Origin of the sequence: Actinoplanes sp. NPDC049265 (assembly GCF_043197135.1) — a bacterium.
Taxonomy (GTDB): Bacteria; Actinomycetota; Actinomycetes; order Mycobacteriales; family Micromonosporaceae; genus Actinoplanes.
Window position 1 is genome coordinate 1,158,021 of the sequence record NZ_JBICSP010000001.1, and the last position, 14,491, is coordinate 1,172,511.

The window sequence follows — 14,491 nt, forward strand, 5'->3', positions numbered from 1 at the left end:
TGACCTGATCGGGGGCCCGCGTCACGGTCCACAGTGATGGCATGACCATTACGGCAACACCGGTTGCACGCGCCGTCGAGATGGACGGCGTCGTCAGACGATTCGGGGCGGTCACCGCCGTCGACGGGGTGAGCCTGAGCATCCACCCCGGTGAGGTGGTCGCGCTGCTCGGCCCGAACGGCGCCGGCAAGACCACGACCATCGACATGCTGCTCGGCCTGTCCCGCCCGGACCAGGGGCGGATCAGCGTCTACGGAAAGGCGCCGCAGGAAGCGGTGGCGCTGGGTCTGGTCTCGGCCGTCATGCAGACCGGCGGCCTGCTCAAGGACTACACCGTCGAGGAGACGGTACGCCTGAGCGCGGTGCTGTTCGGCCGCGGCCGCGCCGAGGTGGACGCCGCCCTGGCCCGCGCCGGGCTCACCGACGCCCGCAAACGGCTGGTCGGCAAATGCTCCGGCGGCCAGCAGCAGCGGCTGCGGTTCGCCATGGCCCTGCTGCCCGACCCGGAGCTGCTGATCCTCGACGAGCCGACCACCGGCATGGACGTCTCCGGCCGGCACGACTTCTGGTCGGCCATCCGCCAGGACGCGCGCGCCGGGCGCACTGTCATCTTCGCCACCCACTACCTCGACGAGGCCGACGCGTACGCCGACCGGATCGTGTTCGTACGCCGCGGCCGGGTCGTCGCCGACGGCACCGCCGCCGAGGTCAAGGCCCTCGCCGCCGGCCGGACCGTGCGGGCCACCCTGCCCGGCGCGACCCGCGAGGAACTGCTGGCGCTGCCCGGCGCCGAGAACGTCGAGGTGCGCGGCGACCAGATCTACGTGCACGCCCGCGACACCGACCCGGTGGCCCGGCACCTACTGACCCGCACCGCCGCCCGGGACCTGGAGATCACCTCCCGCAACCTGGAAGAGGCGTTCCTCACCCTGACCGCCGAGGAGGCGTCGGCATGACCGTCATCGAAGAACGCACACTGCCCGCGCTGGGCGGCTTCTCCCCGCGGCTGCTGGCGCTCGAGCTGCGCCGGATGGTCCGCAACCGCCGTACGGTGATCTTCACGTTGATCATGCCACCGGTGTTCTTCCTGCTCTTCGGCACCGGCGACAACCTCAAGACCCAGCGGGCCGGCGAGGGCAACGTGACCGGCTACATCCTGGTCAGCATGGCCGTCTACGGCGCGATGCTGGCCGCCACCAGCGGCGGTGCGATGGTCTCGCTGGAACGCGCGGCCGGCTGGTCACGCCAGCTGCGCCTGACCCCGCTGCGGCCGGTCGCCTACATCGCCACCAAACTGAGCCTCGCCATGATCATCGGCGCGGTGTCGGTGCTGGTGGCCATGCTCGTGGGCGCGGTGTCCGGCGCCGAACTGCCGGCCCACGCCTGGATCGAGTGCGCTCTGCTGGCCTGGGTGTGCGCGCTCGTGTTCGCGGCGTTCGGGCTGTTCATGGGCTACCTGCTGCCCAGTGAGAACGTCATGCAGATCCTCGGCCCGGCGCTGGCCGTGCTGTCGTTCGCCGGCGGGCTGTTCGCCCCGGTCGACCAGTTCGGGCACACCTTCGCCACGATCGCCAAGTTCACCCCGGTGTACGGCGTCGGCGAGATCGCCCGCTACCCGCTGGTGCACGACGGGAACCTGTGGGTGGCCGCGGCCAACGTGATCGCCTGGACGGCGGTGTTCGCCGGCGGCGCGATCTGGCGGTTCCGCCGCGACACGGCCCGGGTCTGAGCACCGGCTAGGTTCAACTCCATGAGGCCTTGGCGGCACGGCTGGATCTTCGCGGCCGCGTGGTTGTTCTACCTCAACGAGAACCTGAGCACGCTGCTGCACCACGAGGGCGGCTGGGCCCGCGACCTGGGCCTGGCCGCCCTGGCCGGGTTCGCCGCCGCGTACCTGGGCGGGGTGTGGGTGCTGCGCACCGACCGGCTGCGGGGCACGGCGAACCTCGGCCGGGTCTGGCTGATCCTGCTGACCCAGCTCGCCCTGTTCGGGCTGCAGGTGCCGGCGGCCGGGTTCCACGCGCTGCCCTGCGTCACCTACATCGCGGCCACCGCGGCGATGGCCCTGCCGGTCACCCAGGGCGGGCCGTTCGTGGTGGTGCTGGTGGTCGGCACCGAACTGCTGGCCCGGCTGACGCCCGGCTGGGAGGACAACGGGTACGGGCTGGCCGCGCTGCTCGGCGGGCTGGCCTCGTACGGGATCCGGCTCGCGGCCGAACGGCAGCGCCGGCTGGCCGACACCCAGCAGGAACTGGCCGTGCTGGCCGTGCAGAACGAACGCAACCGCATCGCCCGCGACCTGCACGACATCCTCGGGCACTCGCTGACCGTGGTGACCGTCAAGGCCGAACTGGCCCAGCGGCTGCTCGACGTCGACCTGGAGAAGGCCCGCTCCGAACTGCGCGACCTGGAGGTGCTGGCCCGCGACGCGCTCGCCGACGTGCGCAGCACCGCCCTGGGCGTACGCGGCATCTCCCTGGCCGGTGAGATCGCCGCGGCCAAGGAGGCCCTGGCCGCCGCCGACGTCGAGGCCGCACTGCCGGGAGCGGCCGACGACGTGCCGTCGCGGGTGCGCGAACTGTTCGCCTGGACGATCCGGGAGGCGGTCACCAACATCGTCCGGCACGCCCACGCCACCCGGGCCGAGGTGGTGCTCGATCCGGGCAGCGTCGAGATCCTCGACGACGGCGTCGGGCCGGCGGCGCCGTCCACCGACGGTCAGGGCCTGATCGGCCTGCGCCGCCGGGTGGAACAGCTGGGCGGGACGCTCACCGTCGGCGCCCGCCAGGACAGACCCGGATTCCGGGTACGCGTGGAGGTCCCCTCATGATCAAAGTCCTGCTCGCCGACGACCAGGCCCTGGTCCGAGGGGCGATGGCCGCCCTGCTCGACATGGAACCCGACCTCAAGGTGGTGGCCGAGGTCGGCCGCGGCGACGAGGTCGTCGACGCCGTCCGCGCCCACGACGTCGACGTCGCCCTGCTCGACGTGGAGATGCCCGGCATGGACGGCGTCGCCGCCGCCCGGGCCCTGCGCACCACCGCACCGGCCTGCCGGGTCCTGATGGTCACCACGTTCGGCCGGGCCGGCTACCTGAGGCAGGCGATGTCGGCCGGGGCCAGCGGGTTCATCGTGAAGGACACCCCGGCCCGGCAACTGGCCGACGCGGTCCGCCGGGTGCACGAAGGCCTGCGGGTGGTCGACCCCGGCCTGGCCGCCCAGTCCCTGGCCCAGGGCGACTCGCCGCTGACCGAACGCGAGACCGACGTGCTGCGCGCGGCCCGCGACGGCGGCACGGTCGCCGACATCGCCCGCGAACTGACCCTGTCCGAGGGCACGGTCCGCAACCACCTGTCCTCGGCCATCGGCAAGACCGGCGCCCGGACCCGCGCCGAAGCGGTCCGGCTGGCCGTCGACAACGGCTGGCTGCTGACCTGAAGAACTTTGCCCGTGCGTTTTCGGTTGCACCTTTCCGGCAACCGTGAGTGACCTCTAGCTGCACCCTGCGCAACGAAAAGTTCCCCCCGTCAGCCGGAAAGCGGCGACGACCACGAGGGGGAACCAGCAATGACCGCAGCCAAGACCGTCACCCGCGCCCAGGAAACCCTGATCCGCGACAACATGGCGCTGGTCGGGCACATGGTCCGCGAGATGCTCTTCAAGGTGCCGGCCCACGTGCACCGCGACGACCTCGCCTCGGCCGGCTACGCCGCGCTGGTCACCGCCGCCCAGGCCTTCGACGCCACCCGCGGCATCCCGTTCGGCCGGTTCGCCGCCACCCGCGTACGCGGCGCCCTGCTCGACGAGCTTCGCTCGATGGACTGGGCCACCCGCTCGGTCCGCGCCCGCGCCCGCCGCGCCGAGACCGCCCGCCAGGAACTCACCGTCAAACTGGGCCGCACCCCGACCCAGCCCGAACTGGCCGAACTGCTCGGCGTCGGAGTCAGTGAACTGGCCGGCGTCGACGACGACGTGCAACGCGCCGCCGTCCTCTCGCTGCAGGGCTTCACCACCGGCGCGGCCGAGGACATGGTCACCGAAGCCACCCTCAACCCCGAGGAGACACTGCTGCACCGCGAGCGCATCGGCTACCTGCACGACGCCGTCGCCGTCCTGCCCGAGCGGCTCCGCTTCGTCGTCGAGGCGTCGTACCTGCAGGAACGGCCCCTGTCCGAGGTCGCGGCCGAACTCGGCGTGACCGAGTCACGGGTCTCGCAGCTGCGCACCGAAGCCCTCGCCCTGCTCAAGGACGGCCTCACCACCCACATGGAGCAGCAGGACAACAGCGCCGCCAAGGACGGCGTCGTGGCCCGCCGCCGCGCCGCCTACGCCGCCCAGATCGCCGGCCGCAGCACCATGGCCACCCGCCTGGCCGCCACCGACATCACCGGCGTCCAGATCACCCGCGCCGCCTGAACCCCACCCCAATGGTCGGCAAATCGGGCAAACGTGGCACGGACGCCCGACTTACCGACCACCGGACTAGCCGCGGGCCAGCCACGTCTCGATCGCCTCGACGACCAGGGCGTGGTCGTCAGCCTGGGGGAGACCCGACACCGTCACCACACCGATCACCCCGGCCCCGCGTACCCGGATCGGGAACGCACCACCATGCGCCGCGTACCGCGCCGGATCCACACCCATCCCCGCGTCCAGCTCCTTGCCCTCGGACGCCAGCTGCCGGCCCTTGAGGAACGACGACACCCCATAACGCTGCACCACCCGCACCTTCCGGGCGATCCACTCGTCGTTGTCGGCCACCGACCCCGCCAGCGCCGCGTGGAACAACTGCTGCCCGCCCCGCCGGATGTCGATCGCCACCGGCAACTCCCGCGCCGCCGCCAACTCCACCAGCACCGACCCCAACGACCAGGCATCGGCATGCTCGAACCGGTCGAAGACCAGCCGCCGCTCCTGCTCGGCCAGCCGCGCGATCAGATCGTCGTTCATGGGGCATTCATACCACCCGTGATCCGATCGCCCCCCGGCCGCCGATAAGGTCAGCAACTGTGCGCGTGGCGACCTTCAACCTCCTCAACGGGCGGTCCCTGACCGACGGCGAGGTGCACGCCGAACGCGTCGCCGCCGCCGTCGCCGGCCTCGACGCCGACATCCTCGGCCTGCAGGAGGTCGACCGCGCCCAGCCCCGCAGCGGCCTGCTCGACCTCACCGCCATCGCCGCCGAGGCCATCGGCGCACCCACCCACCGCTTCGCCGCCGCCGTCGCCGGCACACCGGGGGAGACCTGGCGACCCTGGCAGAACGAGGCCGACGACGCCGGCGCCCTCTACGGCATCGCCCTGATCAGCCGCTGGCCGGTCCGCCAGTGGCAGATCCTGCGCCTGCCCGGCGCCCCCGTCCGCTCCCCGGTCTGGATCCCCGGCAAAGGACCGATCCTGCTCAAGGACGAACCCCGCGTCATGATCGCCGCCGTCGTCGACAGCCCCGCCGGCCCGGTCACCGTCGGCTGCACCCACCTGTCGTTCGTGCCCGGCTGGAACGTACGCCAGCTACGCCACGCCGTCCGCGCCCTGCGCGCGCTGCCCGCACCCCGGCTGCTCATCGGCGACCTCAACATGCCCGGCGGCCCGGTCCGCGCCCTCACCGGCTGGAAGACGCTGGTCAAACTGCCCACCTATCCCAGCCCGGCACCACGGGCGCAACTCGACCACATCCTGCTCGACCCGCGCGGCGGCAAAACCCTCGGCGACGTCGTCGAGGTAGGCAACCCGCGGGCCGGCATCTCCGACCACCGACCCCTGCTCGTGCACGTCAGGCAACCCGGGCTCTAGTCAGTCGCGGAGCCGCTTGAAGAAGACGTGCTCCAGACCGTCCTCCGGATCCCACTGCTCACCGATCTTGCGGAACCCGAACTTCGCGATCGTCGCCAGGGAACCCTTGTTGTCGGGCCGGATGCTGGCGCGCACCGCGCGTACCCGCGGATCGTCGTTGACCCGGGCCAGCAGCGACGTGACCATCGCGGTGGCGTAACCACGCCGCCAGAACGCCGGATCCACCGAGTACGCGATCTCCACCGTCGCGTTCTCGTCCGGCGGCCCGTGAAACCCGCCGTGCCCGACCACCTGCCCGGTCACCGCGTCCACGGCCGCCCGCGCCACCCACTCGGCGGCCGCCGGGTCGCGGCGGATGTCGTCGCGCCGGACCCGCCACAGCCAGGCCTCGTCGGCCAGGAACCGCGACATCGGCGTACCGGCGGCAGCGCCGGCCCCGGCCAGGTCACCGTTGATCAGAGCGGTCATGACAGCGGGGGAGAGCTGCACAAAACGTACTTCCGGCACCTCGGCATGATCACACGACGTGCGCGCGGTGAGCAAAACCACGATTAGGTTGTGCGCAACAAGATTGCGGACTACCTTTCTCGTCATGGATGCGGACACCGGCCTCGAACAGATGCTCTGCTTCGAGCTCTACAGCGCCTCCCGCGCCATCACCACCGCCTACCGGCCCGCCCTCGACCAACTCGGCCTCACCTACCCCCAATACATCGCCATGACCGTCATCTGGAAACGCGGCCACCTCACCGTCAGCGAACTCGGCCACGCCCTGCGCCTCGACAGCGGCACCCTCTCACCCCTGCTCAAACGCCTTGAAACAGCAGGCCTCATCCACCGCACCCGCGGCACCCACGACGAACGCACCGTCACCATCGAACCCACCGACACCGGCCGCGCCCTGCAGACCCGCGCCGCCGACCTGCCCCACCGCCTCGCCTGCGCCCTCGACATCACCATCGACGAGGCCATCCAGCTCCACCACCTGCTCAGCCGCATCGGCAACTCCGCACGCACCACCACCATCTGAAAGGCACACCCATGACCGCGCTCTACACCGCCTCCGCCACCGCCACCGGCGACGGCCGCTCCGGACACACCCGCTCCAGCGACGGCGTCCTCGACCTCGACCTCGCCGTCCCCAAGGAGATGGGCGGCCCCGGCGGCGCCCTCACCAACCCCGAGCAGCTGTTCGCCGCCGGCTACGCCGCCTGCTTCCACGGCGCCCTCAAGATCGTCGCCCGCCAGCAGAAGATCGACCTCACCGACACCGCCATCACCGTCGACGTCGGCATCGGCCCCAAATCCGACGGCACCCCCGGCTTCCAGCTCAACGTCGCCATCGAGGCCGAACTCCCCAGCGTCACCCCCGAAAAGGCACAAGAGCTCATCGAGGCCGCCCACCAGGTCTGCCCCTACAGCAACGCCACCCGCGGCAACATCGACGTGGCCCTCACGGTCGCGTAAGACCACCCAGCGCGCGGTTGGTCCGGTTGGCCCGGACAGCCGCGCGCTGCTGCGCCGCCGTCACCTCGATGTAGTTCTGCGACGTGGTCAACGACGCGTGCCCCAGCAACCGCATGATCTCCGACGCGTTCGCCCCGTCCTCGGCCAGCCGCGTCGCGAACGTGTGCCGCAACGCGTGCAACCGCGCCCCCCGCGGCACCCGGTCGTTGATCCCCGCCCGCCGGTACGCCGACGACACCAGATACTGCAAACCGCCCCGCCGCAACGGCGCCCCGTGCCGATCCACCAACAGGGCCTTCTCGCCGCGGGCGACTCGCTTGCGCCGGCTCTCCAGGTACGCCTCCACCACCGCGTCCAACTCCGGCTCGATCGGCACCGTCCGCGGCCGCCCACCCTTACCGGCCACCTCCACCCGCCGCTCACCCGGGCGCCCCACGAACGACCCCGTCCGCAACCCCAGCAGCTCCGACAACCGCAGCCCCGCACACAACGCCAGCGCGATCACCACCAGATCCCGTTCCGGCCACGGGTCACGCTGCCGCTGATCCGGTACGGCCACCGCATTGAGCAACTGCTCCGGCGTGTCCTCACCACGCAGCGGCTTGGGGGAGGGCAGCGCCACCCGCGGCTTGTCCACGGCCGGCATCGGGTTGCCGGCCACCACACCCTCGGTCACCAGGAACGTGAAGAACGCGTTCCAGCTCGACCAGGCCCGGTAGACCGAGGCGGGGGCGCGGGTCGTCGCGAACCGCGCGAACGCCGACCGCAGCAGGCGGGGGGAGAGGTCGGCGATGTCGTTGACCACCGGCATCTGCGCCAGGACCAGAGCGAGATCACGCCGGTACGCCTGCAGCGTGTGCACCGACGGCTTGCGCACCGCCCGGGCGGCCAGGAATTCCTCGACCAACGCGCTGACTGTTTCCTGCTGCATAAGACATATTATGCACCATTTGTACGGATTATTGCCAGCACGAATCTCCTCAAGCCGAGGCCATCACCGCCGATGTCATGAACCGTCCAAGCACGCACCCAAGCCTGGAGGACACCATGATCAGCTTCTACGACGACGGCCCGCCGATGACCGACCGCGGACCGGTCCGCCGCACCGGCAACCGGCCGCCGATGCGCTAAGACCCCGCACGCCGCAACAACAACGCCCGTTCCCGCTCGTTACGGGTCAACGACGCCGCCCGCGCGAACTCCGCCCGAGCCTCGTCGTGCCGGCCCAGCCGCGCCAGAAAATCACCGCGCGCGCTGGGCAGCAGGTGATAGTCGCGCAGAGCGGGGAAGGCCATCAGCTGATCCAGCAACGCCAGCCCCGCCTCCGGCCCGTACGCCATCGACAACGCCACCGCCCGGTTCAGCTCCACCACCGGCGACGGTGACGTCTCGGCCAGCCGCTCGTACAGCGCGGCGATCCGCTCCCAGTCGGTGTCGGCGAACCGCCGCGCCCGCGCGTGACAGGCGGTGATCGCCGCCTGCAACACGTACGGCCCCGGCCGGTCGTCGCCCAGCACCGTCTCGGCCCGCCGCAGCGCGGCCAGCCCACGCCCGATGAGCAGATGGTCCCACCGGGCCCGGTTCTGATCGGCGAGCAGCACCGGCGTCCCGTCCGGCCCGGTCCGCGCACCCACCCGGGACGCCTGGATCTCCATCAGCGCCACCAGCCCGTGAACCTCGGGTTCGCGGGGCGCCAGCCGGGCCAGCACCCGCCCCAGCCGCAGCGCGTCCTCGCACAACCCCGGCCGCATCCAGTCGTCCCCGGCGGTGGCCGCGTACCCCTCGTTGAAGACCAGGTAGATCACCTCGAGCACCGACGACAGCCGCCCGGCCAGTTCCGCGCCCCGCGGCACCTCGAACGGCACCCGCGCGCCGGCCAGCGTTTTCTTGGCCCGGGTGATGCGCTGGGCCACGGTGGTCTCGGGCACCAGGAACGCCCGGGCGATCTCGGCGACGCTCAGCCCGCCCAGCAGCCGCAGGGTCAGCGCGGCCCGGGCCTCGGTCGACAGCATCGGGTGGCAGGCCACGAACATCAGCCGCAGCAGGTCGTCACCGATACCGTCGTCCTCGGCGACCAGTGCCCCGATGTCCGGGCTGGTCTCGGCCTGCTCCCGGCCGACCTCCTCGACCTTGCGCCGGTAGGTTTCCGAGCGGCGGATCTGGTCGATGGCCCGGCGCCTGGCCGTGGTCATCAGCCAGGCGCCCGGGTTGTCCGGCACGCCGTCGGTGGGCCACTGCTCGAGCGCGGCGACCAGGGCGTCCTGGGCGAGTTCCTCGGCGCTGCCGAGGTCGCGGACCAGCCGGGTCAGGCCGGCGACGAGCCGGGGCGCCTCGATGCGCCAGACGGCCTCGATCGCGCGGTGGGTGTCGGTGGGCACGGACCCCAGTTAACCCGCCCGGCTCACTGTTCGGCCGGCCAGGCGGCCTGCGCGTCACGCTGGGCGACGGTCTCGCGTTGTTCCGGGGTCATCGAGTCGCCGAGGTCGTCGGCCGAGATGACCTGCCGGATCTCGATGTTGGTGGGTTCGCCGCCATTGGTCCGCAGGACCGGGCAGCGCTTGAACCAGGCGACGCACTCGTCCAGGGTCTTGGTCTCGACCAGGAAGAACCCGGCGATGAGTTCCTTGGTCTCGGTGAACGGCCCGTCGACCACGGTGCGTGTGTCGCCGTCGAAGTAGATGCGGGCGCCCTTGGTGCTGGGGTGGATGCCTTCGGCGGCCAGCAGCACGCCGGCGTTCATCATCTCTTCGATGAACGCGCCCATGGTGGCGATGTCGTCGCTGGTGGCGGGGCGACCGGCTTCGCTGGCGTCGGTGGCCTTGGTGATGACCATGAACCGCATCGGTGTCTCCTCGTGTTTGGTTGCTCTGTCATCAACGCGTCGAACGGGGCCCGGGTCGTTACGACATCCCGGCCGGATCCCGGCCGGATTCTTTTCCGGCGGCTCTTTGGGAAGGGTGACCGCTCACGCAGGTGGAGCGGAGCGACCCTCGGCGGGAGCAGCGGTCTGTACGCACCGCCCAGCTACGACCGGGGTGTTGTCTCGTCGAGGTAGGTGTAGGCCTCGTCGAGCAGTGCGCGCCATGCGTCCTCGCCGGCCGGGTAGGGCATTTCGACCCATTCGCGCATGGTTTTGCCGCTCATGGTGACGCGGGTGGCGGTGCCGGTGGCTTCGAGCGCGTCGGCGCGGGCCTTGGGGATCTTGACCATGAGGTTGCCGGCGTGGTTGACCAGGCCGAAGACTTTGCCGCGGACGCGTAGGCCGGTGGTGGAGAACATGCGGCCCCAGTCGACGCCGGGCCGGTTCAGGTAGTCGTCGGCGAGTGCTTCGAGTCGTTTGTCGCCGCGTTCGACGGCGTGGTGGTCGATGGGCATCGGGTGTGCTCCTCTCGGGGGCGCTGACGGAACTAGGTTGACATAATATGGATTATCGACCTGGCGGATGATCGATGTGCGGGAGGGTGCTGGTGTGCCGTCCAGTAGCCTTCGTATCCCTCTGGTTTCGGTGATGTCGGCCCGGGCGGCGTGCATCTTCACGGGGAGAGGGTCACATGGCGGAGTTGAGGTGGGCGACCGGGTTCCTGGATTCGCCGTCGCGGGCGGCCGAGGAGTTCTGGTGCGCGGTGACGGGGTCGACCTTGTCGGCGCGGCGTGATGGTGGGCGGTTCGTGACGTTGGTTCCGCCGGACGGGGATGCCTATCTGCGGATGCAGGTGACCGATGCGGGCGGGCCGCCGTCGTGTCATGTGGATCTGCATGGGGTGGCGGTGCCGGCGGGGGCGACGGTGGTTCGTGAACAGGGGGATCTGGTGGTGTGCCGCTCCCCTGCCGGGTTGTCGTTCTGTGTGGTGGCGGCGGGCGGTTCGTATGTCCGGCCGTCCGCGGTCGATGGGGCGTTGGTGGATCAGGTGTGTCTGGATCTGCCGGCTGACGTCTACGAGGCGGAGGCCGCGTTCTGGACGTCGGTGACCGGTTCGGTGCGGCGGGCGTCGGATCTGGCGGAGTTCGAGGTGCTCGAGCGGCGCGAGGGGTTGGCGTTGCGGTTTTTGCTGCAGCGTACGGGCGGCGCGGTGCCGGGGATGCATCTGGATTTCGCCGCCGTTGATGTGGCGGCGACCGTGGCGCGGCATGTGGAGCTGGGTGCGGTGGTGGTGCGGCGGGTGCCGGGGCAGTGGACGACGTTGCGGGATCCGGTGGGGCGTGAGTATTGCGTGACGGCCCGGTCGCCGGTGTTGTCGTAGCCGGGTGGTACAACATAGGCGCATTGGCACAGACGTACGAAGGTGGGGTCGGTTATGGGTCTGTCCGAGGACGATGTCCGAGTGGTCCGTGAGGGGTTGGCGGCGGGCCGCAAGCCGAGGGTGCAGTTCACCGAGTCGGCGGGGCAGATCGTGGGTCAGCTGGGTCAGGTGGTCGGGTTGACCGATCCGGCGGAGTCCGACGACTGGGTGGTGGTGAAGTTCGGGCGTGACGAGTTGCCGTTCTCCCCCGCTGATCTGGTGATCGCGCCCAAGGGTGCGACGCCGCCGCGTAAGAAGGCGCCGGTGGCGGAGCCGGAGTTGCAGGGGCCGCCGATTCTGGAGGATCTTCCCGCGAGTCGTCCGGCGCCGGTGGTCGAGGCGGTGCAGGCTGAGCCGGTGACTGCTCCTGCTCCGCGTAAGCCGGCGCGGCCGGTGAAGGCGAAGACGCCGCCGGGTCTGACCGTGACGTTGGCCTACGCCGAGGGTGAGTGGCTGGTGTCGGCCGCGCAGGGGGCCAAGACGCTGGCGAAGCCTTATGTGATCAAGCCTGCCGAGGCGATGCGGATGGTGTCGCTGGTGGATGTGCCGGGGGTGCAGGAGGCGGTTGAGCAGATCCTGTCGGCCGAACGTAAGGAGGCCGAGCAGGAGGCGGATCGGTTGCGGGCGCAGCTGGCCGAGATCGAGTCGCGGCTGGCGGAGCTGCGCGACGCCGGGTGAGTGACGGGTTGTGGCGGGCGCCGTGGTTGTGGCGGCTGCTGTTGCGGTTCGCGCGGGTGCTGCTGTTTCCGTTGTGCCGGTTGCGGGTGTCGGGGCGGGTGCCGGGTGGTGGGCCGGTGATTCTGGCGGTCAATCATGTGAGCCCGGTGGATCCGGTGGTGATGATGGCGGCGTGTGCGCGGGTGGGTGTGGTGCCGCGGTTCATGGCCACCGGTGGGGTGTTCCGGGCGCCGGTGCTGGGGTCGGTGATGCGGGCGTGTGGGCAGATCCGGGTGGATCGGCGTACGGCGCGGGTGGCTGAGGCGTTGCCGGCCGCGGTGGCGGCGTTGCGGGAGGGGTCGGCGGTGCTGGTCTATCCCGAGGGGCGCATCGGTTTGGATCCGTGGATGTGGCCGGAGCGGGGCAAGACCGGGGCGGCGCGGATGGCGGCGTTGTCGGGTGCTCCGGTGGTGCCGGTGGCGCAGTGGGGCACGCATGCCGTCATGGCGTATGTGGCTCCCCGGCGGCTGCTGCGGTCGTTGGCGTACGCGGTGTGGCATCGTCCGGTGGTGCGGGTCGGTTTCGGTGCCGCCATCGACGTGTCGCGCGACGACCCGCGGGTGGCGACTCGGCTGATCGTGGAGGGCATCGACGCGGTGTTGACGCCGTTGCGGGCCGGTGAGATGCGGGTGCCCCGGTTCGTGGACCGGACCCGGCCGGTGGATTTGTCGCGGGTGCGTCAGCGCAGGACGGCCAGGTAGCTCCAGTCGTCGGGGTCGAGTGGTTGCCGGGTGCCGGTCAGGTTCAGGCCGGTGCCGGTGAGCAGCAGGGCCAGGTCGGCCGGGGTGTAGCAGCGCAGCCGTTGGCTGATCGGCTGGTGCGGGCGGGTGGAGACCCACCAGGTGTCGGTGGCGGTGCAGGTCGGCTGGTCGAAGGTGAGGAGCCGTTCGAGTTCGTTGGGGTAGCCGTCGTCGGGTTGTGCGTCGCGGTGTTCCCGGGTGCCGTGCTGGGCGGCCCAGGCGAACGGGTCGTAGACGTCGATGAGGGCGGCGCCGCCGGGGGCGAGCCAGTCGCGGGCGATGCGGGTGAGCAGCCGCCGCTGGTCGTCGTCGCCGCCGACGCCGAAGCCGTCCCAGTAGGTGACGACGTCGAACCGGCCGCCGGTGTCGGCGGTGTGGAAGTCGCCGCGGATCAGGTCGACGGTGACGTCGTGTTCGGCGGCTAGGCGTGGGGTGTGCCGGGCCCGGTCGGTCAGCTCGATCGCGGTGACGGTGTGGCCGGCCTGGGCGGTGGCGACGGCCGCGCCGCCGTAGCCGGAGCCGAGTTCGAGCACCCGTAACGGCTCGTCGTGGCCGGTGACCTGGCTGATGCGGGCGGCGCGTTGCCGGTCGGTGTCGGTGACGTCGGCTTCGGCGGCGCCCCACCATTCACCGGTTCGCGTGTAAAACTCCCGTACCCATTCCACAGCGGACATGGTTCACCAGCCGGCCGCCGTCCGCATCGCATTTGCGACCTGCCGGATCGTGCCGCCGCCGTCGATCACGAAGTCTTCCACGGCGGCGGCGGCCAGGATCGCGTCCAGTTCGCCGCAGCGTCGCAGGTGCCAGCGCAGCCCTTCGTCGTCGTCGGCGTGCCGGCGCCGCAGCCGTTCCCGTACGGTCGTGAGGTCGACCCGCAGCCGGCCCACGGTGAGCGGCGCGTCCAGGGCGGCCTGGTAGTCGTCGCGGTCGGCGCGGCTCTCGATCACGCCTGCGAGCACGATCCGCCCGCTGAGGTTGGCCGCGACGGCCCGCAGGTTGCGCAGGGTCAGGTGGTGGTTGAACCGGTCGCCGGGCGGCGCCGGCCAGGCCCGCCGGAGCCAGTCGACGTCCAGGACGGCCCCCGGTACGCCGTCGGCCCGCAGCAGGTCGCCGAGCGCGTCGGCCACTGTCGTCTTGCCCGCCCCGACCGTCCCGGAGATCAGCAGCGCCGTGCGGTCCATGCCGACACCCTACGGTGGACCGGTGCCCGTGCTGATCCTGCCGGCGACCTTGTTGGCCGAGGCGCGGGTGGTGCTGCTCCCCCGCCGGGCCGGCAACGTCGCGTCGGCGCGCACGATCGAACGCGACGGCGGAAGGGTGGAATCGGTCCGCGCCGGGGTGTGCCGCTACTGGATCACTCTGTGAGGATCAAGTTCAAGGGCTGGATGTCGTAGCTGGGTGGGTGGTGCTGACCGCAGCTCCCGCCGAGGTCGCTTCGCTCCACCTGCGTGCGTGGTCACCCTCGGCGAAGGCCCGGCGGTAAATCGCTGGGCCT

General features: G+C 71.2%; 21 protein-coding genes. 13 read left to right on the top strand and 8 right to left on the bottom strand.

Annotation, left to right across the window (positions count from 1 at the left end; genetic code table 11):
- Positions 1 to 41 precede the first annotated feature (41 nt).
- From ACGFIO_RS05590 to ACGFIO_RS05610, 5 genes are all read left to right on the top strand, one after another.
- Positions 42 to 956, top strand: a complete 915-nt coding sequence (locus tag ACGFIO_RS05590; RefSeq protein WP_392822387.1) for an ABC transporter ATP-binding protein — start codon at positions 42 to 44, stop codon at positions 954 to 956.
- A complete protein-coding gene (locus tag ACGFIO_RS05595; RefSeq protein ID WP_392822388.1) occupies positions 953 to 1,729 on the top strand; it encodes an ABC transporter permease in 777 nt (258 codons plus the stop codon). Before ACGFIO_RS05590 ends, ACGFIO_RS05595 begins: the two co-directional genes overlap by 4 nt.
- A gap of 21 nt (positions 1,730 to 1,750) precedes the next feature.
- Positions 1,751 to 2,830 (top strand): sensor histidine kinase, encoded by a 1,080-nt coding sequence (locus ACGFIO_RS05600; protein ID WP_392822391.1) that lies wholly within the window; start codon positions 1,751 to 1,753, stop codon positions 2,828 to 2,830.
- On the top strand, positions 2,827 to 3,438 hold the full coding sequence (locus tag ACGFIO_RS05605; RefSeq protein ID WP_392822393.1) for a response regulator: 612 nt from the start codon (positions 2,827 to 2,829) through the stop codon (positions 3,436 to 3,438). Before ACGFIO_RS05600 ends, ACGFIO_RS05605 begins: the two co-directional genes overlap by 4 nt.
- 129 nt (positions 3,439 to 3,567) lie before the next feature.
- A complete protein-coding gene (locus tag ACGFIO_RS05610; RefSeq protein WP_392822396.1) occupies positions 3,568 to 4,416 on the top strand; it encodes a sigma-70 family RNA polymerase sigma factor in 849 nt (282 codons plus the stop codon).
- A gap of 66 nt (positions 4,417 to 4,482) precedes the next feature.
- Here the strand turns inward: ACGFIO_RS05610 and ACGFIO_RS05615 are convergent, their stop codons facing one another.
- On the bottom strand, positions 4,483 to 4,950 hold the full coding sequence (locus ACGFIO_RS05615; protein ID WP_392822398.1) for a heme-degrading domain-containing protein: 468 nt from the start codon (positions 4,948 to 4,950) through the stop codon (positions 4,483 to 4,485).
- A gap of 59 nt (positions 4,951 to 5,009) precedes the next feature.
- On the opposite strand from ACGFIO_RS05615, the gene ACGFIO_RS05620 reads away from it, so the two are divergent.
- On the top strand, positions 5,010 to 5,792 hold the full coding sequence (locus ACGFIO_RS05620) for an endonuclease/exonuclease/phosphatase family protein (RefSeq protein WP_392822401.1): 783 nt from the start codon (positions 5,010 to 5,012) through the stop codon (positions 5,790 to 5,792).
- Here the strand turns inward: ACGFIO_RS05620 and ACGFIO_RS05625 are convergent, their stop codons facing one another.
- Positions 5,793 to 6,299 (bottom strand): GNAT family N-acetyltransferase, encoded by a 507-nt coding sequence (locus ACGFIO_RS05625; RefSeq protein WP_392822403.1) that lies wholly within the window; start codon positions 6,297 to 6,299, stop codon positions 5,793 to 5,795.
- Between the two features lie 85 nt (positions 6,300 to 6,384).
- Between ACGFIO_RS05625 and ACGFIO_RS05630 the strand changes: the two genes are divergently transcribed.
- Positions 6,385 to 6,822 carry a MarR family winged helix-turn-helix transcriptional regulator gene (locus tag ACGFIO_RS05630; protein ID WP_392822405.1) on the top strand — a complete coding sequence of 146 codons (438 nt, stop codon included), beginning with the start codon at positions 6,385 to 6,387 and terminating at the stop codon, positions 6,820 to 6,822.
- An 11-nt stretch (positions 6,823 to 6,833) separates the two neighbouring features.
- A complete protein-coding gene (locus ACGFIO_RS05635; RefSeq protein WP_392822406.1) occupies positions 6,834 to 7,259 on the top strand; it encodes an organic hydroperoxide resistance protein in 426 nt (141 codons plus the stop codon).
- On the opposite strand, the gene ACGFIO_RS05640 is transcribed toward ACGFIO_RS05635, so the two are convergent.
- Entirely contained in the window at positions 7,246 to 8,190 is a 945-nt protein-coding gene (locus tag ACGFIO_RS05640; protein ID WP_392822408.1) for a tyrosine-type recombinase/integrase, read from the bottom strand. The genes ACGFIO_RS05635 and ACGFIO_RS05640 overlap by 14 nt on opposite strands.
- 77 nt (positions 8,191 to 8,267) lie before the next feature.
- On the opposite strand from ACGFIO_RS05640, the gene ACGFIO_RS05645 reads away from it, so the two are divergent.
- Complete coding sequence (locus tag ACGFIO_RS05645; protein WP_392822410.1) at positions 8,268 to 8,390, top strand: hypothetical protein; 123 nt, start codon at positions 8,268 to 8,270, stop codon at positions 8,388 to 8,390.
- Here the strand turns inward: ACGFIO_RS05645 and ACGFIO_RS05650 are convergent.
- From ACGFIO_RS05650 to ACGFIO_RS05660, 3 genes are all read right to left on the bottom strand, one after another.
- Positions 8,387 to 9,637: an RNA polymerase sigma factor gene (locus ACGFIO_RS05650; protein ID WP_392822411.1), complete on the bottom strand. Its 1,251-nt coding sequence runs from the start codon at positions 9,635 to 9,637 to the stop codon at positions 8,387 to 8,389. The two genes, ACGFIO_RS05645 and ACGFIO_RS05650, sit on opposite strands and share 4 nt — an antisense overlap.
- Before the next feature lie 23 nt (positions 9,638 to 9,660).
- Positions 9,661 to 10,101 carry a YciI family protein gene (locus ACGFIO_RS05655; protein WP_392822413.1) on the bottom strand — a complete coding sequence of 147 codons (441 nt, stop codon included), beginning with the start codon at positions 10,099 to 10,101 and terminating at the stop codon, positions 9,661 to 9,663.
- 182 nt (positions 10,102 to 10,283) lie between these two features.
- On the bottom strand, positions 10,284 to 10,634 hold the full coding sequence (locus ACGFIO_RS05660) for a TfoX/Sxy family protein (protein ID WP_392822415.1): 351 nt from the start codon (positions 10,632 to 10,634) through the stop codon (positions 10,284 to 10,286).
- Between the two features lie 176 nt (positions 10,635 to 10,810).
- Here ACGFIO_RS05660 and ACGFIO_RS05665 point away from each other — a divergent pair, with 176 nt between their 5' ends.
- From ACGFIO_RS05665 to ACGFIO_RS05675, 3 genes are read left to right on the top strand one after another with little or no spacing between them, the layout of a single operon-like run.
- A complete protein-coding gene (locus ACGFIO_RS05665) occupies positions 10,811 to 11,500 on the top strand; it encodes a VOC family protein (RefSeq protein WP_392822418.1) in 690 nt (229 codons plus the stop codon).
- Positions 11,501 to 11,554: 54 nt separating this feature from the next.
- Positions 11,555 to 12,217: a hypothetical protein gene (locus ACGFIO_RS05670; protein WP_392822420.1), complete on the top strand. Its 663-nt coding sequence runs from the start codon at positions 11,555 to 11,557 to the stop codon at positions 12,215 to 12,217.
- Positions 12,214 to 12,957, top strand: a complete 744-nt coding sequence (locus tag ACGFIO_RS05675) for a lysophospholipid acyltransferase family protein (RefSeq protein WP_392822423.1) — start codon at positions 12,214 to 12,216, stop codon at positions 12,955 to 12,957. The genes ACGFIO_RS05670 and ACGFIO_RS05675 overlap by 4 nt, the downstream gene beginning before the upstream one ends.
- Here ACGFIO_RS05675 and ACGFIO_RS05680 read toward each other — a convergent pair.
- Together ACGFIO_RS05680 and ACGFIO_RS05685 are read right to left on the bottom strand one after the other, a co-directional pair.
- Entirely contained in the window at positions 12,936 to 13,670 is a 735-nt protein-coding gene (locus ACGFIO_RS05680; protein WP_392822426.1) for a class I SAM-dependent methyltransferase, read from the bottom strand. The genes ACGFIO_RS05675 and ACGFIO_RS05680 overlap by 22 nt on opposite strands.
- A gap of 3 nt (positions 13,671 to 13,673) precedes the next feature.
- Positions 13,674 to 14,177, bottom strand: a complete 504-nt coding sequence (locus ACGFIO_RS05685) for an adenylyl-sulfate kinase (protein WP_392822427.1) — start codon at positions 14,175 to 14,177, stop codon at positions 13,674 to 13,676.
- Positions 14,178 to 14,199: 22 nt separating this feature from the next.
- On the opposite strand from ACGFIO_RS05685, the gene ACGFIO_RS05690 reads away from it, so the two are divergent.
- Positions 14,200 to 14,361 carry a hypothetical protein gene (locus tag ACGFIO_RS05690; protein ID WP_392822430.1) on the top strand — a complete coding sequence of 54 codons (162 nt, stop codon included), beginning with the start codon at positions 14,200 to 14,202 and terminating at the stop codon, positions 14,359 to 14,361.
- The last annotated feature ends 130 nt before the right edge of the window (positions 14,362 to 14,491 follow it).

Coding starts and splice junctions, on each gene's coding strand:
- ACGFIO_RS05590 (WP_392822387.1), top strand. CDS start 42: ATGACCATTACGGCAACACCGGTTGCACGCGCCGTCGAGATGGACGGC.
- ACGFIO_RS05595 (WP_392822388.1), top strand. CDS start 953: ATGACCGTCATCGAAGAACGCACACTGCCCGCGCTGGGCGGCTTCTCC.
- ACGFIO_RS05600 (WP_392822391.1), top strand. CDS start 1,751: ATGAGGCCTTGGCGGCACGGCTGGATCTTCGCGGCCGCGTGGTTGTTC.
- ACGFIO_RS05605 (WP_392822393.1), top strand. CDS start 2,827: ATGATCAAAGTCCTGCTCGCCGACGACCAGGCCCTGGTCCGAGGGGCG.
- ACGFIO_RS05610 (WP_392822396.1), top strand. CDS start 3,568: ATGACCGCAGCCAAGACCGTCACCCGCGCCCAGGAAACCCTGATCCGC.
- ACGFIO_RS05615 (WP_392822398.1), bottom strand. CDS start 4,950: ATGAACGACGATCTGATCGCGCGGCTGGCCGAGCAGGAGCGGCGGCTG.
- ACGFIO_RS05630 (WP_392822405.1), top strand. CDS start 6,385: ATGGATGCGGACACCGGCCTCGAACAGATGCTCTGCTTCGAGCTCTAC.
- ACGFIO_RS05635 (WP_392822406.1), top strand. CDS start 6,834: ATGACCGCGCTCTACACCGCCTCCGCCACCGCCACCGGCGACGGCCGC.
- ACGFIO_RS05640 (WP_392822408.1), bottom strand. CDS start 8,190: ATGCAGCAGGAAACAGTCAGCGCGTTGGTCGAGGAATTCCTGGCCGCC.
- ACGFIO_RS05645 (WP_392822410.1), top strand. CDS start 8,268: ATGAACCGTCCAAGCACGCACCCAAGCCTGGAGGACACCATGATCAGC.
- ACGFIO_RS05655 (WP_392822413.1), bottom strand. CDS start 10,101: ATGCGGTTCATGGTCATCACCAAGGCCACCGACGCCAGCGAAGCCGGT.
- ACGFIO_RS05660 (WP_392822415.1), bottom strand. CDS start 10,634: ATGCCCATCGACCACCACGCCGTCGAACGCGGCGACAAACGACTCGAA.
- ACGFIO_RS05665 (WP_392822418.1), top strand. CDS start 10,811: ATGGCGGAGTTGAGGTGGGCGACCGGGTTCCTGGATTCGCCGTCGCGG.
- ACGFIO_RS05670 (WP_392822420.1), top strand. CDS start 11,555: ATGGGTCTGTCCGAGGACGATGTCCGAGTGGTCCGTGAGGGGTTGGCG.
- ACGFIO_RS05680 (WP_392822426.1), bottom strand. CDS start 13,670: ATGTCCGCTGTGGAATGGGTACGGGAGTTTTACACGCGAACCGGTGAA.
- ACGFIO_RS05685 (WP_392822427.1), bottom strand. CDS start 14,177: ATGGACCGCACGGCGCTGCTGATCTCCGGGACGGTCGGGGCGGGCAAG.